Here is a 23,800-nt window from a genome sequence, read left to right as displayed (position 1 = left end):
CGGTGGTCGGTCAGGCCCGGGTCAACGGTTGGAGCAGGCCCGACCGATATGAGCCCACCGTTGATCACCGGACACACACGGTAGTCGTCAATCGCCCGCGCTCGGCGTGCAGTTGTCGAAGTTGCCCGCCAGGCGTCCCGCTCTGGTATGAGGCCTCGCACGGGCAGCCGAATCCGCCCACCACCAACTCCGTACGTACGACCGGGCATCGTCCAGGTGCTCGAATCAGCCGGGTGGGCCGGCGGGCCCGAGGGAGGGCGCGTACGGAGCGGAAGAAGCGGGGAGCGCCGGGTGTTCCGGTGCTCCCCGCTCCTTCCGGCCGCCCTGTCGCGGGCGGCCGGGTCACCTCGGGCGGGCGGGCTGGAGCCCCGCGTACACGCCGTCCGCGCCCAGCAGTTCCTCGTGCGTCCCCACCTCGGCGATCCTGCCGCCCTCCATGGCCACGATGCGGTCGGCGCCCTGGATCGTGGAGAGCCGGTGGGCGACGACGAAGACGGTCCGGCCGTGCACGAGCCGGGTGAGGGCCTCCTGCACCAGGGCCTCGGAGCGGTTGTCCAGCGCGGAGGTCGCCTCGTCCAGGACCAGCACCCTGGGATCGCGGATCAGCGCCCTGGCGATGGCGAGCCGCTGCTTCTGGCCGCCCGACAGCTGCGCGCCGCGCTCCCCGATGACCGTGTCCAGTCCGCGCGGCAGACCGTTCACGAATTCCAGCGCGTTGGCGTCCCGGAGAGCGCGCATCAGCGTCTCCTCGTCCGTGTCCCCCATGCCGTACGTGACGTTGTCGCGGATGCTGCCCTCGAAGAGGATCGACTCCTGGGGCACCACCGACAGGAAGCGCCGGTAGGTCCGCAGATCGAGCCCGGCCATGTCGGTGCCGTCGAGCAGGATGCGGCCCGAGGTGGGCCTGATGAACCCGATGAGCAGGTTGAGCACCGTGGACTTGCCGGCGCCCGAGGCCCCGACGAGCGCGATGGTCTCGCCCGGGCGCGCGGAGAGGGTGAACCCGTCGACCGCCGGCTCCCCGTTCTCGTACGCGAACCCGACGTCCTCGAAGTCGATACGGCCGACGACCTGCTCGACCCGCGCCTTGCCGGAGTTGTTCTCCAGGTCGGGCGCCTGCAGCACCTCGCCCGCCGAACGCACCGACTCCAGGCCCTTGGTGAGGACGGGGGCCAGGCCCAGCAGGGTCGTCACGGAACCGGTCAGCACGGTGAAGAAGGCGCTGAGCATCACGACGTCCCCGGCGGTGATGGGCATCCAGCCGTGGTAGGCGACGAGCGCCGAGCCCGAGAGACAGAGGACTCCGAGCGTGTTGAGGATGACCCAGGCCAGCGACCCGAAACGGCCGTTGATCATGTCGAGCCGCAGTCCGGCCGCGAAGACCTGGCGCAGCGATCCGTCGACCCGGCCGAGCGCGGTCCGCTCCAGGCCGTGGGCCCGGGTGATGGGGATCAGGGTGGTCATCTCCCCGACGCGGGAGGAGAGATGCTCGACCTCGCGGCGGAAGGACTCGTTGTGGCTGCGGAGCCGGCTGCGCAGCTTCATCACGAGGAAACCGGCCGCGGGCACCACGACGAGGAAGAGCGGCAGGAACTCGGGCACCCGTACGCCGATGACGACGAGTCCGCCGATCAGGGTGACGACGGCTCCGAGGCCCATGTCGGAGCTCTGCTGGACCATCTGTTCCACGGCCTCGACGTCACGGACCACCTTGGCCTGGAGGACGCTCGAACTGACCCGCGCGTGGTAGCCGATGGAGAGCTGCTGCATGCGGCGGCAGAGCGCCGAGCGCAGGGTCGTGCCCATGCGGCGGATGCTGCCGCCGAGGAACCTCACGTACACCTGGTGGAGCGGGTAGTTGATCACGAGGATGAACAGCAGGACGCCGGTGGACTTCCAGATCCCCGATTCGGGACCGTGCTGGACGACCACGTCGAGGACGGTGGCGGTGATCAGCGGCAGCAGCCAGATGGGGCTGTGCTTCACGACGAAGATGAGGACCGCCAGGGCCAGCCGGCCGCGGTCGGGGCGGAAGAGATGGCCGAGGGTGCGGACCGGGTTCTCGCCGCGGTAGCGGTGATCCAGGTGGTCGAAGGGCGCCAGGGGTTCGGCGGAGAGCGGTGAAAGCGCTTTCTTCATGGCTTCATCCCACCTGCTCCCGGCACTGCCGACAACCCCCGTTCCACGAGCAGAGACAATCCTTCGGGATCACGCTGCGTAATCCCTCGCCGACCGGGTAGCGGGCCTGAATGTTCAGGTATAGGCGTGTACGAGTTCTGACCGTGCTGCTCAGCGGCTGGGTGGTGCTGACCGCCGTCGAGCGATGGGCGGAGCAGGCACCGTGGCCGAGTGCGGTGCGGGGCGGGCTCCTGTGGGCGTGCGTGGTGGCCGGCGTCTGGTGGTTCGCCGAATGGACCCAGTCGCCGCTGCGCACCGCACGCGAGACCGCGGAGGCCCGCGAGACGGACGAGGCGCCCGGCCGGACGGACGGGGCGCCGCACGAAGGCGGAGTGGACGCCGAGGGCGAGCCCGCCGGCGACCGCTCCGCCTCCACCACGCCGTCGCGACACTGACGTCCTGCCGGGCGCTCCACGGCGACGGCGGAAGGGAACGGCCCGTACGCACCTCGACGGTGCGTACGGGCCGTTCCCGTGTGCGCGGTGTACGGGCGGCGCGGTCAGAGCCCCCGAGGGCCGTTGCCCGCCGCCGTGGTCTCGGCCAGCTTCTGGAACTCGCCCAGGTCGTAGTTGGCGAGGGCCGAGTCGAGGTTGGTCAGGGCGCCCAGGTGCTCCACGAACCCGCTGGGGTCGTACTCGATCTGCAGGGCGACCCGGCTGGAGGTGTCGTCCAGCCGGTGGAAGGTGACCACGCCCGCGTGGTGCACGCCCTCGATCGTCTTCCAGGCGATCCGGTCCTGCGGGACGACCTCGGTGAGCTCCGCGACGAAGCCCTTGTCGGCGCCGGGCAGGGACAGCTGCCAGGAGAACCGGCGCTCGTCCATCGGATCCACGCGCCGCACATGGCTCAGGAACTTCGGCCACTGCGTCACATCGCTCCACAGGGCCCAGGTGACGCTGACCGGCGCCTTGATGTCGACGGTCTCGACGAGGGAGGAGGACATGGAGAACAACCCCTATCTTTTCGCTCGGTTACGCCTTGCGCTGCCGACTACCCGATAGTCGGCGGCGCACGCACACCCTCCGCCGGACGTCGGTCACAGGGCGCCGCGCCCGTGCGCCGCGCGCCGGGTCCGTCGGCCGCCCGGCCGCAGGGGCGAAGGGCCGAGCGTGTGCGGTCGGGGGACGCCCGTGTTTCAGTGGATCGGTGGACTGCACGGACGGGTGAACCGCAGCGGGGACGCGTACGCCGTCCCCCGGAGGAAGGACCAGTCGTCATGAGGATCGCGGTGATCGGCGGCACAGGACTGATCGGGTCGAAGGTCGTCCGGGAACTGGACGCCGACGGACACGAGGCGGTGCCCCACTCGAAGTCGACCGGCGTGGACATCATCACCGGCGAGGGCCTGGACTCCGCGGTGGCCGGGGTCGACGTCATCGTGGACGTGACCAACTCGCCGACCTTCGACGAGGCCTCCCCCGCCTTCTTCCGGCAGTCGATGGACAACCTGCTCGACGCCGGCCGGAAGGCGGGGGTGCGCCATTACGTCGTCCTGTCCATCGTCGGCGTGGACCAGGTGCCCGAACTGGACTACTACCGCGCGAAGGTCCTCCAGGAGGAGATCCTCGCGGCGGGCCCGATCCCGTACTCCATCGTCCGCGCCACGCAGTTCATGGAGTTCATCGACTCCGTCATGAGCTGGACCACCGAGGGTGACACCGTGCGGCTGCCCGCCACCCCGATGCAGCCGATCGCCGCCCAGGAGGTCGCCGACGCGGTGGCCGAGGTCGCCGTGGGGCCTCCGCTGCAGGGGATCCACAACATCGCGGGCCCCGAGGTCTTCCCTCTCGACGAGCTCGGAAGGATCACACTCGCGGCCGGCTCCGACCGCCGTACGGTCGTCACGGACGACTCCGCCGGCATGTTCGCCGTGGTGCGCGGGGACGCCCTCACGGGCAAGGACGACGCCTCGCTCGCCCCCACCCGGTACGCGGACTGGCTGGCGGCACGCGGGGACTCCGCCTGACGCGGGGCGCACGCCGCAGCCCGTACGTCACGACGGCCCGGGCGGGCGGCCCGTCGGTGCTCGAAGAAGACGTTCTCACCGCGCCTCGTCAGCCGCTCCGACGGCGGTGGGGTGCGCGGTGCGTCCGCACACCCGCCCTGGTTCACCCCTCCCGCATGCTCTCCAGCAGGGCTTCGATCACCCGGTCCGTCGACGCCGCCATGTCCACGGCCCCCGGCTCCAGCAGCCACTGCACCTGGAGGCCGTCCATGACGGCGACGATCGCGCTCGCGGCCCCCCTGACGTCCAGGTCCTCGCGGGTCTCTCCCTGTGCGCATGCCTCCGTCAGCGCTTCGGCCACGAGGTCGCGCAGACCGGCGTAACGGTTGCGGAAGTAGGACTGGGCGGGGTGGTCGTCGGTGACGCTCTCCGCCGACAGCACCGCGTACAGGCGGATGATGCCCTCACGCTCGGCGTTGCGGCGTGCCGTGTCCACCAGGTGCCGGAGGAACGCCAGGCCGCGGGGGCGCTCCGGGCCGAGGTCGGCGATGTCGGTGGCGTCGCGCAGGTCGAGGACCTCGGTCAGCAGGTTGGCCTTGGAGTGGAAGTAGTGCAGGACCCCGGCCTGGGTCAGGCCCGCGCGGTCGGCTATCTCCGCCAGGGACGCCTTGCCGTACCCACGGGCCGCGAAGGTCTCCATGGCGATCCCGAGGATCTCGTCGTGACGCTCCTGTGCGGCGGGACTGCGTTCACGACGGCCGTTGCGGCCGGCCCGGGGTGCGGTCGGTGCCGCCTTGTCGGTGCTCACCCGGCGGAGTCTAGGCCGGACCCGCTCCCGGCAGAAGAAGTTGTGCACACCTACTTACTAAGTACTCGGTAAGCGTGCTTACATGCCGCCCATGACGTCCCTGACTCTGCATGTACAGGACGAAGATCCGGCCTTGGGCGGACCTCAACCGGCCTGCCGGGCACGGCACTTCAGGATGGGCACCTTCTGTCCGTCGGGCTCCACCCCGACGATCACCGGCGTCCGGGACATCACGCGCCCCACCGCAGCGATCGCGACCTCCGGAACCGACCACCCATGAGATGACAGGAGTTGGCGGCACAGCCCGTACGCGCCCCACCGCAGTCGAAGGAGCCGCACCATGAGAGCACACGCACGCACCCGTATCCGGTCGAGAGCCACGAGGACGGCGGTCACCGCGGCCGCTCTCGCCCTCACCGGCACGGGCCTGACCTACGCCGCCCACGGCGATCCCCCGGCGTCGGCAGCCGAGACCGCCCATGTGTGGATCACCACTCCGGACGGCAGCAGCAGGCTGGCGGACGCCGGAACCACCCCCTTCACCGGCAGTCCGCAGTCGACGGACATCACGGTCGACCCGTCCGCCACGGGCCAGAGGTTCACCGGCGCGGGCGCCTCGGTGACGGAGGCCTCGGCCCATCTGATCCAGCAGCTTCCGGCCGGGACGAGGGACTCCCTGCTCGCGTCGCTCTTCTCCCGGGACGGCGACGGGATCGGCCTGAATTACCTGCGCCAGCCGCTCGGCAGCAGCGACTTCAACGCCGACGGGACCTTCACGACGTACGAGGACACCCAGGGGGCGTTCTCCATCGACCGCGACAAGAAGGAGACCATCCCCGTCGTCAGACAGGCCCAGGCGGTCAACCCCTCGATCCGCTTCATGGGTACACCGTGGTCCGCACCGGCCTGGATGAAGACCGGCAAGGACCTCAAGGGCGGCAAGCTCGACCCCGCCCACTACCAGGACTACGCCGACTACCTGGTCAAGGCGGTCAAGGCGTACGACGCGGAGGGGATCGAGCTCACCGACCTCACCACGCAGAACGAGCCGGAGCTGGAGACGAGTTACCCCTCCATGTCGATGTCCTCCTCCGAGCAGGCGGACTTCCTGAAGGTCCTGGACCGGACCCTCACGGAGAACGGTCTGGACACCAACCTCCTGGCCTACGACCACAACTGGGACCACCCGGGCTACCCGCTCGACGTCTTCGACCGGACGTCCGGCATGTCCCGGCTGATCGGTGCCGCCTTCCACTGCTACGGAGGAACCCCGGAGGCCCAGCAGCAGGTCCACGACGCGGGCAAGCGCGTCTTCTTCACGGAGTGCTCGGGCACCGACTCCGAGAACACCGCCGACACCTTCAAGGACACCCTGAAGTGGCACGCCGAGAACCTGGTCGTACGGAACATGCGCTCCGGCGGTGAGACCGTCGTCGACTGGAACCTCGCTCTCGACGCGAACGGCGGCCCGCACCAGGGCAACTGCTCGACCCGTTGCAACGGCGTGGTCGAGATCGCGGGCGGTGACGTCACGCTCAACGCCGAGTACTACACCCTCGGCCACCTGTCGAAGTTCGTGGACGTGGGCGCGAGCCGCATCGGCTCCACGGGCGACGGCACGATCCAGAACGTCGCCTTCCAGAACCCGGACGGCGAACGCGTCCTGTACGCCGTGAACACGGGCTCGTCCGCCCAGCAGTTCTCGGTCACGGACGACGGCCGCTCGCTGACGTACACCCTGCCCGCGGGCGCGGTGGCCACGTTCACCTGGCAGCCCTGATCCACCCGACCGGGGTCCGCCCGTCCCGACGCCGCCCGGCGGGTCGCCGCGCCGGGCGGGCGGGCCCCACCGCCATTCCACCCCACCCCGAAGGAGCACCCATGTCCCGAGCCTCGTGGGCACTGATCCTCGCAGCCGCTCTGACCTGCACCGCGACCGTCGCGGCAGCCGGGGCGCAGGAATCCCGCGCACCTCAGACCTCCCCGCGCGCCGCCTGGCACACCTCATGGGCCAATCCCCCGCACGGCCTGGCACCCACGCCCCTGCGCGACCAGTCGGTCCGGATGATCAGCCATCTCAGCCAGGGCGGGGACGCTCTGCGGATCCGGGTGCAGAACACCTTCGGCACGAGCCCGCTGACCCTGGACGCCGCCACGGTCGCGCCGAGCAGCGGTACGAACGCGGCGCTGACGGGCGAACCCAGAACGGTCACCTTCGACGGGCGGAGAAAGGTGACCGTCCCGGCAGGGGGTGAGGTCTGGAGCGACACGGTGGCCCTGACGACCCGGGCACAGGGCGATGTCGCGGTCTCCCTCGCGGTGTCGGGCGAGGCGGGCGCGGGCCGCCACGAGGCCGCCTTCCGCACCAACTACCTCTCCGCGCCGGGATCCGGCGACCGCACCGCTGACGAGAGCGGAGCGGCGTACACCGAGAAGGTCGAGTCGACCTATCTGGTCAGCGCGGTGGACGTACGCAACAAGGAGCTCGCGGGCACGCTCGTCGCCTACGGCAGCTCCGTGGTGGACGGCACCGGGAGTACGAACTGCGGGCCCGGCTGCACCGAGCTGGGCAACAACCGGCGCTGGACCGACGACCTGGCCCGGCGGGCCGGCCAGGAGCTTCCCGCGGACCGGCGGTTCGCCGTCGCCAACGCCGGCGTCATCGGCACCACCAGCTACGCCGACTGCCCCGGTACCGCCGACCAGTTCCGCGGCCTGGACTCGCTGGCCCGCCTCGAACGGGACGTGCTGTCCCTGCACGGGGTGCGTGGCGTGCTCTTCTACTACGGGACCAACGACCTCGCGGCGGGATGCGACGCCGCGCAGATCATCGGCAGCTACCGCGAGACGTTCGCCCGCCTGCACGCCGCCGGGATCAAGGTGTACGTCACTCCGATAACGCCGCGCCCGGGCTACGGCGACACCGCGAACCGGGAACGGCACACGGTGGCCGGCTTCGTGAAGAAGGGCGGCGACTGCTCCGGCACCTGCGACGGTGTGATCGACTTCGACCAGGTGCTGAAGGACCCGGTGAAGCCCAACAGCATCGACCCGGCCTACGACACCGGTGACGGTATACACGTCAACGTGGCCGGCCAGCAGGCACTCGCGGACTTCGTCTCCCTGCCCATGATCACCCGGCAGGCCCGCTGAGGGCCGTCCCGACGGCCCGTTCGGGTAATGCCTCGACACCTGCTCCGAGCTGGGTGAGACTACCTGCGATGACTCAACGAACCGATACGCCTCCCACGTGGGACGAGCGTACGCAACTGGCCACCTTCCTGGACTACGCCCGCGCCACGGCACGGGCGAAGTGTGAGGGTGTGTCCGCGGAGAACGCCCGCAAGGCCCCTCTGCCGGACTCACCGATGATGACGGTGTGCGGGCTGATCAACCATCTGCGATGGGTCGAGAACTACTGGTTCCAGGTGATGTTCCTGGGCGAGAAGCAGGTGGGTCCGCTCACCGAGGCGACCGATGACGACCCCGACCCCGAGATGCGGCTGGCCACCGACATCCCGTTGGCGCAGTTGCTCGCGGAGTACGAGGAGCAGAGCGCCCGCTACCGGCGTCTGGTGGCCGGGACCGACCTCGACACCAAGGCCGAGCGTCCCATCGGCGACGGCCGCCGTGTGGACCTGCGCTGGGTGATCCTCCACATGATCGAGGAGACCTCCCGCCACAACGGTCACCTCGACGTCGTCCGTGAACTCGTCGACGGGCGGACCGGCGTCTGAACGGGACCGACGCGGCGGCCCCGCCCCGGACGCGCCCGGGTCCCTCACCGGACCGGCGCTGCCGGGGCGGTCGTGTCCGACGGCCTCCCACGCTCCGTGCCCGCCGCGGCGTTCCGTCCCGCGGAACCCGCCACGTGCGCACACGCGGGCCTTACGGGAGTGTGTCCCGCACCGCGCCCCGGCCGTCGAAGGCCGTTCCATCCGTGGATCCGAGTCCCAGCCACAGGTCGGTGAACCGGTCGAGCAGTCCGGCCGCCGCCGTCACGTCGTCCGTCAACGGCCGGTCGGCCAGCTCCGCGTCGAGCACCGCGTCCGCCAGCTCGAAGGCGCGGCCGACGGGCAGCCCGGGGTCGAGCCGCATGTCGCGCTGGCGCAACGCACGTACTGCGGCGACGAGTTCGCAACCCACGACGAGCCGGTAGGCCTCGCAGGCCCGCAAGGTCTGGCGTGCTGCCAGGGAGGCGAAGCTGGCCTGCTCCTCGACGCCCCGCGAGAGCACCGCGTGACCGAGCGACGCGGGCGCGGAGAAGGCCCGCAGGTCGCCGAGTGCCGCCCCGGCCGCGTATTCGAGGATCATCACACCCGAGGACGCCGGCTCGCCGTCCGCGAGGAAGGGTCGCAGGCGGGTGAAGCCCGGTTCGTTCAGCGAGGACAGCCGTGAGGTCGACAGACGCGCCACCTGCGACACGGCGAGCCTGAAATGGTCCAGGGACAGGGCGAGTTGGGCGAGGTAGAAGCCACCGTGGTGGTAGGCCGCCATGTCGTCCGCCGAGATCAGCGGATTCTCGGCCGCCGCGTTCATCTCGACCGTGAGGACGTCCTCCAGCGCGTCCGCCGCGTCGTGCGCGGGCCCGTGGATCTGCGGGAGGCAGCGGAAGCCGTACGGGTCCTGGATCCGGCCGAGCGGCGGCGTGGGGCGGTCGGGCGCGCCGAGCAGCAGCCGCATGCGTTCCGCGACGGCGTACGAACCGGCGTGCCGCCGCGCCTCGTGCACGGGCAGCGCGTACGCCTCGTACGAACCGTCGATCGCCATCAGGGACAGCGCGGCCACCACCTGGGTGGCGGCGATCAGCCCCCGGAGTTCGTGCACCGCGAGCGCCGACTGACCGAGGGTGAGAGCGTTGCTGCTGATCAGGGCGAGTGCGTCGTTGTTGTCCAGGGGCTGGGGGTCGGGGGCCGCCCCCGTGCCCTGCCAGGGGTGTTCGCCCGCCAGCGCGAGTCCCATCTGTGCGAGCGCGGCGATGTCGCCGGTGCCCACCGAGCCGAACTCGTGGACCTTCGGGTAGGCGCCCGTCCCCAGGGCCTCGCAGAGCGCCGTGACGACGGTCGGGCGCAGGCCGGCGCCGCCCGCGAGCAGTTGGTTGGCGCGGACGGCGAGCATGGCCCGGACCTGTCGCGCGGGCAGCTCCTCGCCGATCGCTCCGGCGTGGCTGCGCAGCAGCCGGAGTCCGTGGTCGGCGGCCGCCTCCGTCGGAACGGACTCATTCCGGTTAGCGCCCACGCCGGTGGAGCGGCCGTAGACGCGGCCCCACGAGGCGATCTCCCGCGCGGCGGTCCAGGAGGCCTCCACGCGCTTCATCCCGTCAGCCGCGGCAACGGGCCTGGCGGCGGATTCGGCCATGCGTACGACATCTGCGACCATCAGTCCGCGACCGTCGAGGGCGACGACCGCGCCGTTGTCGTCGACCGCCATGTTCAGCATACGAGACGACATCACTCGTAAACCCTCCTCAATCGGGCGCATCGTCTTGCCCTGCGACCACTCGTAACCAGGGATTTACGCCTGAGCGGCGACCACCTATTGACAACCTATTCAGTCACCGAGAACTCTGCATGATGATATGCAGCCGGGCAAGGGACTCCTCATGATCCAATTCGATACGGTCCACAAGCGCTTCCCGAACGGCACAACCGCGGTGCACGACCTGACCCTTGAGATGCCGGAAGGGGGCGTGACCGTCCTCGTCGGATCCTCCGGTTGCGGCAAGACGACGACGCTCCGCATGATCAACCGGATGGTCGAGCCGACCTCCGGGACGATCCGGGTCAACGGCAGGGACGTCCTGGAGCAGGACGCCGCCGAACTGCGCCGGTCCATCGGCTATGTGATCCAGCAGTCCGGACTCTTCCCGCACCGCACCGTCCTGGACAACATCGCGACCGTGCCGCTGCTGCTCGGCTGGGGCCGCAGGAAGGCGCGGGCGCGGGCGTCGGAGCTCCTGGAGACGGTCGGCCTCTCCGCGGACGCCGGCAAGCGCTATCCGCATCAGCTCTCCGGCGGTCAGCAGCAGCGCGTCGGCGTGGCCCGGGCGCTCGCCGCGGACCCGCCGGTCCTCCTGATGGACGAGCCCTTCGGCGCCGTCGACCCCGTCGTCCGCACCCAGCTCCAGGACGAGCTGCTGCGTCTCCAGAGGGAGTTGAGCAAGACCATCGTCTTCGTCACGCACGACATCGACGAAGCCGTACGGCTGGGGGACCGCATAGCCGTCTTCCGCACCGGCGGCCATCTCGTCCAGTGCGCCGGCCCCGCCGAACTCCTGGCCCGCCCCTCGGACGCCTTCGTGGCCGACTTCCTCGGCGCGGAGCGTGGCCTGAAGCTGCTGTCCCTGACGACGCTCGCGGAGGTCCCGCAGGCGCCCGCACCCGAGGGCAGCCGCTGGCAGCTGACCCTCGACACCGCCCGCAGGCCGCTGGCCTGGCGCGACACCGAGACGGACCTGGAGACCCCCGTCCGGGCGCTGCGGGACACGGACTCCCTGCTCTCCGCGCTCAACGAGTCCGTAGCCGCGCCCAGCGGCCTGGTCGCGCGGGTCGACGCGGACGGCGTCCTCACGGGCGTGACGTCACGCGAGGACATCCACGACCGTGCGGGACACGTACACGCGGGGCACCTGCACGCGGGGCACCCGGGCCACCCGCACGGCGAGGCAAGCACGGTGACCGCATGACCGTCGAATGGTCGTGGATAGCCGACCACACCGGTGATCTCACCTCCCTGTCCCTCTCCCACCTGCAGGCCGCCCTCACCGCCGTACTCCTGGGGCTGGTGATCTCACTGCCCCTGGCCGTGGTCGCGCACCGCGTGCGACCGCTGCGCGGGTTCCTCCTCGGCCTGTCGAACGTCCTGTTCACCATCCCGTCCATCGCCGTGTTCGTCCTCCTCCTCCCGGTCAGCGGGCTCACCCGCACGACCACCGTCATCGGGCTGACGATCTACACGCTGGTCGTGCTCCTGCGGAACACGGTCGAGGGCCTCGACTCGGTCCCCGCCAGGACCAAGGAAGCCGCGAAGGCCATGGGCACCCGGCCGCTGCGCACCCTGCTCACCGTCGAACTGCCCCTCGCCCTCCCGGTGATCATGGCGGGCGTGCGCATCGCGACGGTGATGGCCATCTCGCTGGTCTCCGTGGCCACGTACATCGGCGACGGCGGACTGGGCCAGCTCTTCACCGACGGGTTCCAGCGCAACTTCCCCACCCCCGTCATCGTCGGCGTCGTCCTGACGCTGCTCCTCGCGCTCGTCGCGGACGCCCTGCTCGTCACCCTCCAGTACGTCCTGACTCCCTGGACCCGCAGGCAGAAGCAGGGGGCCTGAACCATGTACGAACTCTTCAAGGGACTCGGCGCCTGGCTGGTCAGCGGTGAGCAGTGGGCCGGCCCCGACGGCATCGGGCACCGTCTCGCCGAGCACCTCCAGTACTCGCTGCTCGCCACCCTCGTGGCCGCCGCCATCGCGCTGCCCATCGGCCTGCTCATCGGGCACACCGGGCGCGGCGCGTTCCTCGCGATCAATCTGTCCAGTTTCGGGCGGGCGCTGCCCACGGTCGGTCTCGTCGTGCTGGTCTTCCTCGTGAGCGGACTGTCGATGTGGCCCGTCTACATCGCGCTCGTGGCGCTGGCCGTGCCCTCCGTCGTCACCAACACGTACGCCGGGATGACCGCCGTCGACCCGGAGGTGCGGGACGCGGCCCGGGGCCAGGGGATGCGCTGGCACCAGGTGCTCCTCCAGGTCGAACTGCCCCTCGCGCTCCCCCTGATCATGACCGGGCTCCGGCTCGCGCTCATCCAGGTCGTCGCGACGGCCACCATCGCCGCGTACGTCTCCTTCGGAGGGCTCGGCCGGTACGTCTTCGACGGCCTCGCCCAGCGCGACCTCGTGCAGGTGCTCGGCGGTGCCGTGCTCGTGGCGCTCGTCGCCGTCGTCCTCGACCTCGCGCTCTCCGCACTCCAGCGCGTCCTCTTCCGGCACCGTCCCGCCCAGCAAGCCCAGGAGCAAGCACGATGAACCGCAGAAACCTCCTCGGCGGACTCCTCGCCGCCGCGACCGTCCCCGCCCTCGCCTCCTGCAGCAGCGGCATCACCTCGCTGGACGGGCAGGGTTCCGGCGCCGGCGGCGGAGGCTCCAGCGAGAGCGGTGTCACCATCGGCACCGCCAACTTCACCGAGAACCAGGTGCTGGGGTACCTCTACGCGGCCGCGCTCGAAGCGGCCGGGGTGAAGACCACGGTCCGTCCCAATCTCGGCACCCGCGAGATCCTCATCCCCGCTCTCAAGGGCGGCGACATCGACCTCCTGCCCGAATACCAGGGCGCACTGCTGCACTACCTCGACGCCGAGGCCACCGCCACCGAGGAGGGCGCGATGCAGAACGCCCTCGCCATGGCCCTGCCGCGCGGCCTCCAGATCCTCCCCTACGGCGAGGCCGAGGACTCCGACGCCTTCGTCGTCACCCGGAAGACGGCCGACGCCTACGGCCTGAAGTCCCTCGCCGACCTGGCCGCGCACAACGGCAAGCTGGTCATCGGCGCGGCGCCCGAGGTCAAGAAGCGGGCGGTGGGCGCGGTGGGCCTCAAGGACGTGTACGGCGTGGAGTTCAAGGAGTTCAAGTCGCTCGACTCCTCGGGGCCGCTGGTCAAGGGCGCCCTGAAGAAGGGCGATGTCGACGTCGCGAACCTCTTCACCACCGACACCGACATCGTCGCCGAGGGCTGGGTCGTGCTCACCGACCCCAAGAACCTGATCCCCGGCCAGCACGTCGTCCCCCTCATCGCCGACCGCAAGGCCGACTCGACGGTCCGCAAGGCACTGGCGGGGCTCGGCAACGCGCTGACGACGAAGGACCTCACCGAGCTGAACCGCCTGGTGGACAAGGACCGCAAGGACCCCGAGGACGTCGCGTACGACTGGGCGGCGAAGCACGGGATCAAGAAGAAGTAGCCACCGCAGGACCGAACGGCACGACACACCACCGAGAGGCCGGGTAACCGAGTCATGGCAGCTGAAGACCTGGTGGAGCGACGCTCCATCGATGTCGTCCCGGACGACGAACGGCACGGGTCCGCGTTCAGTCAGTTCACCCTCTGGCTCGGCGCCAACCTCCAGATCACCGCGGTCGTCACGGGCGCCCTCGCCGTCGTCTTCGGCGGGGACGTGGTGTGGTCGGTGGTGGGCCTGCTGCTGGGCAATCTGCTCGGCGGCGCCGTCATGGCCCTGCACTCCGCGCAGGGTCCGAAGCTCGGCCTGCCCCAGATGATCCAGTCCCGGGCCCAGTTCGGGGTGCGCGGCGCGGTCGTCCCGCTCCTCCTGGTCATCCTCATGTACGTGGGCTTCTTCGCGAGCGGCAGCGTCCTCGCCGGCCAGGCGACCGCCCGGCTCACGCACACGGACGACGCCACCGGCATCATCGCGTTCGCCCTCGTCACCGCCGTCGCGGCGGCCGTGGGCTACCGCGTGATCCACGTCCTGGGACGGGTGGCCAGCGTGGTCTGCGCGCTCGCCTTCGTCTACCTGGGCATCCGCCTCCTGGACCGCGTGGACCTGTCGGCGCTGCTCGGTGACGCCCACTTCGACCTGCCGGTGTTCCTGCTCGCGGTGTCGCTCTCGGCATCCTGGCAGCTCGCCTTCGGGCCGTACGTCGCGGACTACTCGCGCTATCTGCCGCGTACGACGTCGGGGCGGGCCACCTTCTGGTGGACCCTCTCGGGGTCGGCCGTCGGCTCGCAGTGGTCGATGACGTTCGGGGTGCTCGTGGCGGCGAGTTCGGGGGAGGCCTTCCTCGCGGACCAGGTCGGGTACGTGGTCGGTCTGGGCGGTGCGGGGCTGATCGCCTCGTTCCTCTACTTCTCGATCGCGCTCGGAAAGCTGACCATCAACGTGCTGAACACCTACGGCGGCTTCATGTCGATGGTGACCGGCATCAGCGGATTCCGGGGCCAGAGGACGCTGTCGCAGCGCGGCAGGACCGCGTACATCGCGCTGATCATGGTGGCGGGGACAGCGGTGGCGCTCCTGGGCAAGGACAGTTTCCTGACGTCCTTCAAGGACTTCCTGCTGTTCCTGCTGACGTTCTTCACGCCGTGGTCGGCGATCAACCTCGTCGACTACTACCTGATCTCACGGGAGCGGTACGACATCCCCGCGCTCTTCGACCCCCTGGGCCGCTACGGCGCCTGGCGCCTGGACGCGCTCCTCGTCTACGCGGTGGGCATCCTCGCCCAGCTCCCGTTCCTCGTGACGCACTTCTACACGGGTCCGCTGGCGGCCCCGCTCGGCGGCGCGGACATCTCGTGGATCGTGGGCCTCGCGGTCCCCGCGGTTCTGTACTGGCTGCTGGCACGCCGCGACACGTCCCACATCCCGGAGGAGACCCGGTACACCCTGGCGTCCGGCCCGGCGCGCTGACAGCCGGGATCCCGCAGGGGGCGGCCCCGTCGCGGGACGCGGCCGCTCCCCCGCGGCGAACGCGGGTCACGTCAGGGACGTGTCGCCGTGGGATTCGAGGAGCTTGCGCAGCAGCCGGGCGAGTTCGTCGGACTCCTCCCGGCTGAGGGCCGACAGCATCCGCACCTCGTTCTCCAGGTGCTGCGGGAAGAGCGCGTCGGCCTCCTGCTTCCCCTTCTCCGTGAGCTGGATCTGCACCGAACGCCGGTCACCGCCCTGGGGGCGTACGCGCTCCACCAGTCCCCTGGCCTCCATACGGTCGATACGCCGGGTGACCGCGCCCGAGGTGATCATCGAGGCCTTCAGGAAGGCTCCGGCCGTCATCCGGTAGGGCGGCCCCGACCTGCGCAGGGTCGTCAGCACGTCGAACTCCCCCGCCTCCAGGCCGTGCCGGGTGTCGAACTGCCGCAGCTCCCGCTCCAGGGTCCGGCTCAGCCGCTGCACCCGGCCCACGATGCCCGCCGGCCAGGTGTCGAGGTCGGGGCGCTCGGTGCGCCAGAGGTCACGGATGGCGTCCACCGCGTCGGACATGGTCTCTCCTCACTCATTATCTGAACAGTCAGAGACTTGACGCTCAGATACCTGTGATGTTCGTATGGGACAGGAGCTTAGCGCGGCGGCGCCCGCCGCACCGGCTCCCGTCAACTGCGCCCAGGCGCAGGTCAGTTGCATACGGAGAGGTGGATCACCATGACACGCGAGGTTCGCGGCACCGTTCTCGCCCTGTCGGGCAGCCTGCGGGCGGAGTCGTACAACACGGCCCTGCTGAGGGCGGCGGTGAAGCACAGTTCCGGCGATGTGGACATCGAGGTGTACGACGGCCTCGGCCGGCTGCCGATGTACAACGAGGACCACGACCGGGGCACCCCGCACGAGGAGGTCGCCACACTGCGGCGGCGGGTGGCGGCCGCGCAGGGCCTGTTCATCGTCACGCCCGAGCACAACGCATCCGTTCCCGCAGCGCTCAAGAACGCCCTCGACTGGATCAGCACCCCGCCGGCCGGTGGCATCGTGGCCGGCAAGCCCACGGCCGTGGCGGGCGCCTCCCCCGGGCCGTTCGGCTCGGCACGCGGACAGCTGGCGCTCCGTCAGATACTGGTGTCCATGGGCGCCGACGTCCTGGCCAAGCCCGAGGTCGCCGTGTTCCGCTGCCACGAGCGCGTGGCCGCCGACGGCTCCGTCACCGACCCGACGACGGTGTCCCTGCTGAGGGAGCTCACCGACGCGCTGGGCGCCCGCGTCTCGGCGCGCTGAGGGGTGACTCGGATGCCTTCCACTCCCGAGGGGCCCACCGGCCCCGCCCGCACACCCGCGTCGGCCGGGCAAGGGGCGCCCACGCACGCCCCCTTCGGCGCCACCGTCGCCGTGGTGTCCGCCGTCGCGGTCCTCGTCGTCGGCCAGGCCTTCATCACCATCCCGCTCATGCCGCAGCTCAGCCGGGACTGGGGCGTACCCCAGGAGTCGGCGGCCTGGGCCACCACCGTCTTCGCCGTCGCCTACGCGTGCGGCTCCCTGGCCGGCGGCCCGCTCTCCGACCGCTACGGCCGCCGCACGATCCTGGCGGGCACCGTGGCAGCCATGGCCGTGGCGACCGCCCTCGTGCCGCTCGCCACCGACCTCCCCTGGGCCTCGGCCGCACGGGCCCTCCAGGGCGTCACGGCCGGGTCGTTCGTCCCGATGTCGTACGCCTATCTCTCGGAACGGGTCCCGGAGCGGCGGCTGCCACTGGCCCTGACCACCGTCAACGCCGCCGGAGGCGCCAGCGCGGTGCTCAGCCAGATCGAGGGACAGGTGCTCGGCTCCGCGCTCGGCTGGCGGGCGGTCTTCCTCATCTCCGCACCGCTGCTGGCCGTGGGAGCCGTGGCGCTGCGGCGGATTCTGCTGCCCGGCACGGTCGGCACCCCCGGACGGGACGCCGCCGAGGGCGGCCTGCGCGTCCTGCGCTCGGCGCGTCTGCTGCCGCTGCTCGTCATCGCCGTACCCCTGCTCGGCAGCCTCACCGCCATCTACACGGTCGTACAGCTGTACGGACCCGCCGACCTGGTCGGTGATCCCGGCGCGATGCTCGGACTGCGGGCCAGCGCCCTGCCCGCCATGGTGCTCGCCGTCCTCGCCGCCCCCGTGCTCGGCCGTTTCCCGCCGCTGCGACGGGCCGCCGCCTCGCTCGGTCTGGCCGGGGCCGGCCTGGTCGTCGCGGCCCTGGTCGGCGGAGGCGGCAGCGTGGCACTCGGGGCCGCCCTGTTCGTCTTCGTCCTGGCCGTCTCCACGGCCGGCCCCGCGGTGGTCCAGGCGATCGGTGTGAGCGCCGGGGCCGCGCGTACCACCGCGATCGCCGCCTACGGCTTCCTGCTCAACCTGGGCTCCGGCGCCGGCGCCCAACTCCCGCTGGTGGTCGGCAGCGTGGCCGGGGTGGCGCTGATCCTCGCGGCCCTGCTGGCGGCCTGCACCGGACTGCTCGCCCTCGCCCACCGGGCGGCCGTACGACACCGGCGTACCGCACCGGTGGACGCGTCCGCGCCCACCCGGGCCACGGACCGCCCCGCGCCGCCGGCGGCGGATCCACAAGCGGCGCACGCCGACTGAGAGGCCGTACGCGGCGATTGCTCCCGATATGCGCACTCGTGCGAGGCGCCTTAGCCTACTGACATTGATCAGGTAGTCGAGGGCCGGTTCGGCCGGCGGAGGGCGAGCTCCCATGGCTGAGACACGTGCGAGATCCGGACTGATCGGCGAGTTGTCCGCGGAGTTCCTGGGGACGATGATCCTCATCCTCTTCGGGTGCGGCGTCGTGGCCCAGGTGGCCGCGGGCGGAGCCCTGACGGATCCACCCGGAGGGCTCGGCGACCACGACAGCATCGCGTGGGCGTGGGGCCTGGGCGTCACCCTGGGCGTCTACGTGGCGGCGCGGCTCAGCGGCGCCCATCTCAACCCCGCGGTGACCCTCGCGCTCGCCGCGTTCAGGGGCTTCTCCTGGCGCAAGGTGGTTCCCTACGCACTGGCACAGACGGCCGGCGCGTTCGTGGCCGCCCTCCTCGTCCGCTGGAACTACAGCGAGGCGCTGGCGAAGGCCGACCCCGGACACACGACCAAGACACAGACGGTGTTCTCCACCCTGCCCGCCAACGGCAATCCGGCGCTGCCGGTCCACGAGTGGGGCGCGTTCCGCGACCAGGTGATCGGCACCGCCATCCTGCTCCTGCTGATCATGGCCGTCACCGACATGCTCAACACGGCGCCGGGCGCGAACCTGGGTCCGTTCATCACCGGACTGATCGTGGTCGCCATCGGCATGGCGTGGGGAACCAACGCGGGCTACGCGATCAACCCGGCCCGTGACTTCGGCCCCCGGCTGGCGAGCTTCATCACCGGCTACAACGGGGCGTGGCGAGATCAGTACGGAAATCTCTACTTCTGGGTACCCATCCTGGGTCCGCTGATCGGCGGCCTGCTCGGCGCGGGGATGTACAAGGCGTTCATCGGCAGGTTCCTGCCCACCGCGGTACCCGAGCCGCCGGGACGCGCCCCGGCATCCCAGGACTGACGGCACCGTCCGGAGAGGTGGCACATCATGGCGGACTTCATCGGCGCGGTGGACCAGGGGACCACCAGCACCCGATTCATGATCTTCGACCACGGCGGCAACGAGGTCGCCCGGCACCAGCTGGAACACGCCCAGGTGCTCCCCCGCTCCGGCTGGGTGGAACACGACCCGGTCGAGATCTGGGAACGCACCAACTCGGTGATGCAGAACGCGCTGCGCTTCGGCGGCCTGTCGGCAGACGATCTGGCGGCCATCGGCATCACCAACCAGCGTGAGACGACGGTGGTCTGGGACCCGCGCAACGGACGGCCGTACTACAACGCCATCGTGTGGCAGGACACCCGGACCGACACCATCGCGGCGCACCTCGAACGTTCGGGGCGCGGCGACGTCATCCGCCGCAAGGCCGGGCTGCCCCCGGCGACCTACTTCTCCGCCGGCAAGATCCAGTGGATCCTGGAGAACGTCGACGGCGTACGGGAGGCCGCGGAGGCGGGCAACGCCCTGTTCGGCAACACCGACGCCTGGGTCCTGTGGAACCTGACCGGTGGCCCCGACGGCGGCATCCACGCCACCGACGTCACCAACGCCAGCCGCACCATGCTGATGAATCTGGAGACCCTCGACTGGGACGACGAGCTCCTGGGATTCTTCGGCATCCCCCGGGCCATGCTCCCCACCATCAACCCGTCGTCGGACGCGGAAGCCTTCGGTGTCACACGCAGCTCCCGGCCGCTGCGCGGCGCCGTTCCCATCACCGGGGTCCTCGGCGACCAGCACGCGGCCACCGTGGGCCAGGTCTGCTTCGCCCCCGGCGAGGCCAAGAACACCTACGGCACGGGCAACTTCCTGGTGCTGAACACCGGTACGGAACTGGTCCGCTCCCAGCACGGGCTGCTCACGACCGTGGCGTACAAGTTCGGTGACAGCCCGGTGGTGTACGCGCTGGAGGGCTCCATCGCCGTGACCGGGTCCGCGGTGCAGTGGCTGCGCGACCAGATGAAGATCATCAAGTCCGCCCCCGAGAGCGAGGAACTCGCCCGTACGGTCGAGGACAACGGCGGCATGTACTTCGTCCCGGCGTTCTCGGGGCTGTTCGCCCCGTACTGGCGCTCCGACGCCCGCGGGGCGATCGTCGGCCTGGCCAGGTACAACGACAACGCCCATCTGGCGCGGGCGACCCTGGAGTCCATCTGCTACCAGAGCCGCGATGTCGTCGAGGCCATGGAGCGCGACTCCGGTGTCCATCTCGATGTGCTCAAGGTCGACGGCGGCGTCACCGCGAACGACCTCTGCATGCAGATCCAGGCCGATGTCCTCGGCGTTCCGGTCAGCCGCCCGGTGGTCGCCGAGACGACCGCTCTCGGCGCCGCGTACGCCGCCGGTCTCGCGGTCGGATTCTGGCGGGACACCGACGAGCTGCGCACCCACTGGAAAGAATCCGAACGGTGGCAGCCCCGCTGGACCGAGGAGCAGCGCGCCGAGGGCTACGCGGGCTGGAAGCGGGCCGTGGAACGCACACTGGACTGGGTCCAGGTCCCCTGACTCCCACCCCGCCGGGCCCGACCTGTTCACGGAGCGGGCCCGGCGGGGGCTGGCTATGCTCGATGAGGGGCTGCGGAACCGATCTCTGGAGGTTCGCATGACCATGGCGTACGAGCCACGCGATGTGGCCCCGCGTCTCGCGACCGGCGCATTCATCCTGAACTCCGGCCTGAGCAAGCTGAAGGCGGACGAGGCCACCGCGCAGGGTCTGCACGGCATGGCCTGCACGGCGTACCCGTTCCTGGACAAGCTCGAGGCGGGACGCTTCACCCGGCTGCTGGCCTGCGCGGAGATCGCGGTCGGCGGGGCGCTGCTCGCTCCGTTCGTCCCGACCCGGCTGGCAGGACTGGCGCTGACCGGCTTCTCCGGAGGTCTCGTCGGCCTGTATCTGCGGGTCCCGGGCATGCGGGAGCAGGGCAGCCTGCGCCCCACCCAGGACGGCATCGCCCTGGCGAAGGACACCTGGATGCTCGGTATCGGCCTCGGCTTCCTGGGGGCGGGGCCGCGCGGTGCGTGCGCGTCGGTGTCCCACCGCTCCGGCCGCTCCCGCCGTTCGGCCCGCTCGCGCAACCGGTGCGGGTGCTGACGTCTCGTCAGAGAGCTGCCCGCGATCGCCGCTGTTCCTCGAGTGCGGTGTAGCGAGCCCGCATGCCCTCGCCGGCGGCCGGACCGGCGGCGAACACGTACGCGTCGCTGTCGTCGAGGCTCTTGCCGGTGCGGGCGTCGACCACGACGGGATCGACCTCCTGGCCGGTCTCCGCGTCGACGAGGACCATGGACCGGTCCTGCGGCGCGAGGTGACGGTTGCCCCAGGCGGCCAGGGCGACGATCACGGGCCGCAGGGAGTGCCCGCGCTCGGTGAGCACGTACTCATGGCGGACCGGGGCGGTCCGATAGGGGCGCCGTTCCAGCAGGCCGTCGGCGACCAGGGTCTTCAGCCGTGCGGTGAGCATGCTGGTGGAAATGCCCAGGCTCTGCTGGAACTGGTCGAAGCGCGTATAGCCGTCGAAGGCGTCGTGGAGGATCAGCAGCGTCCACCACTCGCCGACGTGCTGCACCGTGGTCGACAGCGGGCACTCGCGATCCTCCAGCCAGACCCTGCTCGACATGACACCTCCGGGGTTACTGCTAAAGTCGAAGTTACTGGCTTCTATTTTAGCAGTTGCCAGCGGTGCGCTCCTGCGTGTCCGCCCGCAGGCAGTCCCGGGCCCGCCGTCCGGCGTCTGCACGCGTCGCGGCACGCCCGGCCACCGACATCCACCACGCACGTGAGGCAGCCATGACCGAACACCCCGGCCCGGTCGACGTCGCCGACCTGCCAGAGGTCGTCCGACGTTTCCTTCGGGCCCATGAAGCACGGGACTTCCCCACGGCCACGGCCGCGTTCGCGCCGGAGGCCACCGTCACGGACGACGGCCGTTCGTACCACGGGACCGTCGCCATCGGGCGCTGGCTGGAGCAGGCCACCACCGAGTACACCTACACCACCACGCCCGTCGGAGCCGAGCGCGACGACCCCGGCAGGTACACCGTCGTCCAGCACCTCGAGGGCGATTTCCCCGGCGGCAGTGTCGATCTGCGCTACCGCTTCGTCCTCGACGGGCACGACCTGATCGACGAGCTGACGATCGCCCCCTGACGGCCGCCGGGCCCTGCGGGCGCCAGGGAGCACGGGGCTTTCAGGCCTGTAGGGTCCCCTACGCGTTCAGCGCCTCGTCGAAGCGGGCGTACGCCTCCTCGTCGAAGAGCACGAACCGGACCTCGGTGATCGGAGGGAGCGCCGCCTCGCGGACCGTACGTACGGCGATCCGGGCCCCGTCGTCGAGCGGCCAACCGTAGATGCCCGTGGAGATCGCCGGAAAGGCGACCGTCCGGGCCTCCAGTTCCGACGCCACGCGCAGGGACTCCCGGTAGCAGGAGGCCAGCAACGCGGAACGGTCCTCGGTGCGGGACCACACGGGGCCCACCGTATGAACGACGTGCCGCGCGTGCAGCCGGCCCGCCGTCGTCGGCACCGCCTGCCCGGTCGGCAGCCCCTTGCCGTAGTGCGAGGCCCGCAGGTCGCGGCAGGCGGCGAGGATCTCGGGCCCGCCGCGCCGGTGGATCGCTCCGTCCACCCCACCGCCGCCGAGGAGTGAGGAGTTGGCGGCGTTGACCAGGACATCGCAGTGCTGCTCGGTGATGTCCCCGCGTACGAGGGTGATCGTCGGTCGTGTCGTCATGCGGCCATACTGCCGCCCGTCAGCTGCGGTCGGTCGCCCGACTCCCTGCTCGCGCCCGCGGACACGGTGAATACCTCGTCGCTCGCGCCCGCGGACGCGGTGAACACCTCGTCGGCGATGACTTCGCTCCACCGGGAGAGTCTCTTCTTCGGACACACCCTTCCGGACAACACGTCCGGCGCAGGTGCAACGCAGACCCACGACGCGTGACAGGAGACCCACCCACATGTCTGGTTCGGAACCGGCAGCAGAGCGCAGCACGGGGGCCACGGTCCGGTCATTGATCCGGGCGGAGCGAGCGGCGCTGGCAGCCGATCTCGCGGACCTGTCCGGCGATCAGTGGTCGACCCCCTCGCTGTGCACCGGGTTGACGGTGCGTGAGGTGCTGGCGCACCTCACCGCGGGGGCGAGCCTCAACTCCGTGCGCTGGCTGGCGGGCGTGATCCGCTGCCGATTCGACTTCGACAAGCAGGTGGCGGTGCGGCTGGCCGAGCAGCTCGGTGCGAGTCCGGCCGAGACACTGGAGCGGTTCCGGCGCGTGGTCGCCAGCAGGACCAAGCCTCCTCTGCCTGCCGTGGCCATGCTCGGCGAGACGATCGTGCACGCGGAGGACATCCGGCGTCCGCTGGGCATGCGTCACGACTACGCGGCCGAGGCCGTCACCCGGGTGGCCCGCTACTACCAGGGTTCGGATCTGGTGGTCCTCGCCAAAGGGCGCATCGCTGACCTGCGGCTGGTCGCAGATGACAGTTCGTTCGAGACCGGGTCAGGGGCACGGGTGTCCGGCAGTACCTTGGCCCTGACGATGGCGATGACCGGGCGTGCGGCGTATCTCGACGACCTGGAAGGTGACGGTGTCGAGCGCCTCCGCGAGCGCTGCGGCGGGGCGTGAGGCGCGGGAACCCCACGGCCGCCGAGCCGCTACGCCCGCACTCCCGCTGTTCCTCCGCGCGACCGGAAAGGCACGCGGCGCCGCCCCGGAGCCCGGAGCACAGCCCTCCTGGCAACTCCGCCTGCTCCGAAGGGGCGGCCCGGCCATTCGCCGGCCGCCCCTCAGGTGTCAGCGACTACCGGGACAGGATGTGCGTGGTGCCCGGGGGCTCC

General features: G+C 70.8%; 23 protein-coding genes and 1 pseudogene. 17 read left to right on the top strand and 7 right to left on the bottom strand.

What is annotated here, in order from left to right:
* Positions 1-342: 342 nt before the first annotated feature.
* The gene (locus ACZ607_RS32450) at positions 343-2,139 is read right to left on the bottom strand and encodes an ABC transporter ATP-binding protein (RefSeq protein ID WP_469740880.1); all 1,797 of its coding nucleotides are present in this window, start codon (positions 2,137-2,139) and stop codon (positions 343-345) included.
* A 143-nt stretch (positions 2,140-2,282) separates the two neighbouring features.
* Between ACZ607_RS32450 and ACZ607_RS32445 the strand changes: the two genes are divergently transcribed.
* The gene (locus tag ACZ607_RS32445) at positions 2,283-2,573 is read left to right on the top strand and encodes a hypothetical protein (RefSeq protein WP_469740878.1); all 291 of its coding nucleotides are present in this window, start codon (positions 2,283-2,285) and stop codon (positions 2,571-2,573) included.
* Positions 2,574-2,677: 104 nt separating this feature from the next.
* Here the strand turns inward: ACZ607_RS32445 and ACZ607_RS32440 are convergent, their stop codons facing one another.
* On the bottom strand, positions 2,678-3,121 hold the full coding sequence (locus ACZ607_RS32440; protein ID WP_469740876.1) for an SRPBCC family protein: 444 nt from the start codon (positions 3,119-3,121) through the stop codon (positions 2,678-2,680).
* 273 nt (positions 3,122-3,394) lie between these two features.
* On the opposite strand from ACZ607_RS32440, the gene ACZ607_RS32435 reads away from it, so the two are divergent.
* A complete protein-coding gene (locus ACZ607_RS32435) occupies positions 3,395-4,144 on the top strand; it encodes an SDR family oxidoreductase (RefSeq protein ID WP_469740874.1) in 750 nt (249 codons plus the stop codon).
* Between the two features lie 142 nt (positions 4,145-4,286).
* On the opposite strand, the gene ACZ607_RS32430 is transcribed toward ACZ607_RS32435, so the two are convergent.
* Positions 4,287-4,829, bottom strand: coding sequence for a TetR family transcriptional regulator (locus tag ACZ607_RS32430; protein ID WP_469741035.1), 543 nt, complete (start codon positions 4,827-4,829; stop codon positions 4,287-4,289).
* Between the two features lie 442 nt (positions 4,830-5,271).
* Between ACZ607_RS32430 and ACZ607_RS32425 the strand changes: the two are divergent.
* From ACZ607_RS32425 to ACZ607_RS32415, 3 genes and pseudogenes are all read left to right on the top strand, one after another.
* Positions 5,272-6,702 (top strand): annotated as a pseudogene (locus ACZ607_RS32425) (glycoside hydrolase family 30 protein); the annotation flags it as partial.
* A gap of 110 nt (positions 6,703-6,812) precedes the next feature.
* Positions 6,813-8,084, top strand: a complete 1,272-nt coding sequence (locus ACZ607_RS32420) for a GDSL-type esterase/lipase family protein (RefSeq protein ID WP_469740872.1) — start codon at positions 6,813-6,815, stop codon at positions 8,082-8,084.
* 68 nt (positions 8,085-8,152) lie between these two features.
* Positions 8,153-8,668 (top strand): DinB family protein, encoded by a 516-nt coding sequence (locus ACZ607_RS32415; protein WP_469740871.1) that lies wholly within the window; start codon positions 8,153-8,155, stop codon positions 8,666-8,668.
* Positions 8,669-8,819: 151 nt separating this feature from the next.
* On the opposite strand, the gene ACZ607_RS32410 is transcribed toward ACZ607_RS32415, so the two are convergent.
* A complete protein-coding gene (locus ACZ607_RS32410; RefSeq protein WP_469740870.1) occupies positions 8,820-10,382 on the bottom strand; it encodes an aromatic amino acid ammonia-lyase in 1,563 nt (520 codons plus the stop codon).
* A 151-nt stretch (positions 10,383-10,533) separates the two neighbouring features.
* Here ACZ607_RS32410 and ACZ607_RS32405 point away from each other — a divergent pair, with 151 nt between their 5' ends.
* From ACZ607_RS32405 to ACZ607_RS32385, 5 genes are read left to right on the top strand one after another with little or no spacing between them, the layout of a single operon-like run.
* Positions 10,534-11,616 (top strand): ABC transporter ATP-binding protein, encoded by a 1,083-nt coding sequence (locus tag ACZ607_RS32405; protein WP_469740869.1) that lies wholly within the window; start codon positions 10,534-10,536, stop codon positions 11,614-11,616.
* Positions 11,613-12,263, top strand: a complete 651-nt coding sequence (locus tag ACZ607_RS32400) for an ABC transporter permease (RefSeq protein WP_469740868.1) — start codon at positions 11,613-11,615, stop codon at positions 12,261-12,263. Before ACZ607_RS32405 ends, ACZ607_RS32400 begins: the two co-directional genes overlap by 4 nt.
* Before the next feature lie 3 nt (positions 12,264-12,266).
* Complete coding sequence (locus ACZ607_RS32395) at positions 12,267-12,953, top strand: ABC transporter permease (protein ID WP_469740867.1); 687 nt, start codon at positions 12,267-12,269, stop codon at positions 12,951-12,953.
* A complete protein-coding gene (locus ACZ607_RS32390; RefSeq protein WP_469740866.1) occupies positions 12,950-13,885 on the top strand; it encodes an ABC transporter substrate-binding protein in 936 nt (311 codons plus the stop codon). The genes ACZ607_RS32395 and ACZ607_RS32390 overlap by 4 nt, the downstream gene beginning before the upstream one ends.
* A gap of 54 nt (positions 13,886-13,939) precedes the next feature.
* Positions 13,940-15,349 (top strand): purine-cytosine permease family protein, encoded by a 1,410-nt coding sequence (locus ACZ607_RS32385; protein WP_469740865.1) that lies wholly within the window; start codon positions 13,940-13,942, stop codon positions 15,347-15,349.
* A gap of 66 nt (positions 15,350-15,415) precedes the next feature.
* On the opposite strand, the gene ACZ607_RS32380 is transcribed toward ACZ607_RS32385, so the two are convergent.
* Positions 15,416-15,919, bottom strand: a complete 504-nt coding sequence (locus tag ACZ607_RS32380; protein ID WP_360367695.1) for a MarR family winged helix-turn-helix transcriptional regulator — start codon at positions 15,917-15,919, stop codon at positions 15,416-15,418.
* A 159-nt stretch (positions 15,920-16,078) separates the two neighbouring features.
* On the opposite strand from ACZ607_RS32380, the gene ACZ607_RS32375 reads away from it, so the two are divergent.
* The 5 genes from ACZ607_RS32375 (at position 16,079) to ACZ607_RS32355 (ending at position 21,060) form a co-directional block, all read left to right on the top strand.
* Positions 16,079-16,642 (top strand): NADPH-dependent FMN reductase, encoded by a 564-nt coding sequence (locus ACZ607_RS32375; protein WP_469740863.1) that lies wholly within the window; start codon positions 16,079-16,081, stop codon positions 16,640-16,642.
* Between the two features lie 12 nt (positions 16,643-16,654).
* Entirely contained in the window at positions 16,655-17,971 is a 1,317-nt protein-coding gene (locus ACZ607_RS32370) for an MFS transporter (RefSeq protein WP_469740861.1), read from the top strand.
* Between the two features lie 112 nt (positions 17,972-18,083).
* Positions 18,084-18,929: an MIP/aquaporin family protein gene (locus ACZ607_RS32365; protein WP_469740859.1), complete on the top strand. Its 846-nt coding sequence runs from the start codon at positions 18,084-18,086 to the stop codon at positions 18,927-18,929.
* 27 nt (positions 18,930-18,956) lie between these two features.
* Complete coding sequence (gene glpK / locus ACZ607_RS32360) at positions 18,957-20,474, top strand: glycerol kinase GlpK (protein ID WP_469740857.1); 1,518 nt, start codon at positions 18,957-18,959, stop codon at positions 20,472-20,474.
* Between the two features lie 97 nt (positions 20,475-20,571).
* Positions 20,572-21,060, top strand: coding sequence for a hypothetical protein (locus tag ACZ607_RS32355; RefSeq protein ID WP_469740854.1), 489 nt, complete (start codon positions 20,572-20,574; stop codon positions 21,058-21,060).
* A gap of 7 nt (positions 21,061-21,067) precedes the next feature.
* On the opposite strand, the gene ACZ607_RS32350 is transcribed toward ACZ607_RS32355, so the two are convergent.
* The gene (locus ACZ607_RS32350; protein WP_469740852.1) at positions 21,068-21,583 is read right to left on the bottom strand and encodes a winged helix-turn-helix transcriptional regulator; all 516 of its coding nucleotides are present in this window, start codon (positions 21,581-21,583) and stop codon (positions 21,068-21,070) included.
* Positions 21,584-21,753: 170 nt separating this feature from the next.
* On the opposite strand from ACZ607_RS32350, the gene ACZ607_RS32345 reads away from it, so the two are divergent.
* The gene (locus ACZ607_RS32345) at positions 21,754-22,113 is read left to right on the top strand and encodes a nuclear transport factor 2 family protein (protein ID WP_469740850.1); all 360 of its coding nucleotides are present in this window, start codon (positions 21,754-21,756) and stop codon (positions 22,111-22,113) included.
* 58 nt (positions 22,114-22,171) lie between these two features.
* Here the strand turns inward: ACZ607_RS32345 and ACZ607_RS32340 are convergent, their stop codons facing one another.
* The gene (locus tag ACZ607_RS32340) at positions 22,172-22,696 is read right to left on the bottom strand and encodes an O-acetyl-ADP-ribose deacetylase (protein ID WP_469740848.1); all 525 of its coding nucleotides are present in this window, start codon (positions 22,694-22,696) and stop codon (positions 22,172-22,174) included.
* Between the two features lie 226 nt (positions 22,697-22,922).
* On the opposite strand from ACZ607_RS32340, the gene ACZ607_RS32335 reads away from it, so the two are divergent.
* Positions 22,923-23,588: a maleylpyruvate isomerase family mycothiol-dependent enzyme gene (locus ACZ607_RS32335; RefSeq protein ID WP_469740846.1), complete on the top strand. Its 666-nt coding sequence runs from the start codon at positions 22,923-22,925 to the stop codon at positions 23,586-23,588.
* The last annotated feature ends 212 nt before the right edge of the window (positions 23,589-23,800 follow it).

This window comes from Streptomyces sp. NPDC104381, from assembly GCF_055583745.1.
This window is presented reverse-complemented; position numbering and strand designations above follow the sequence as displayed.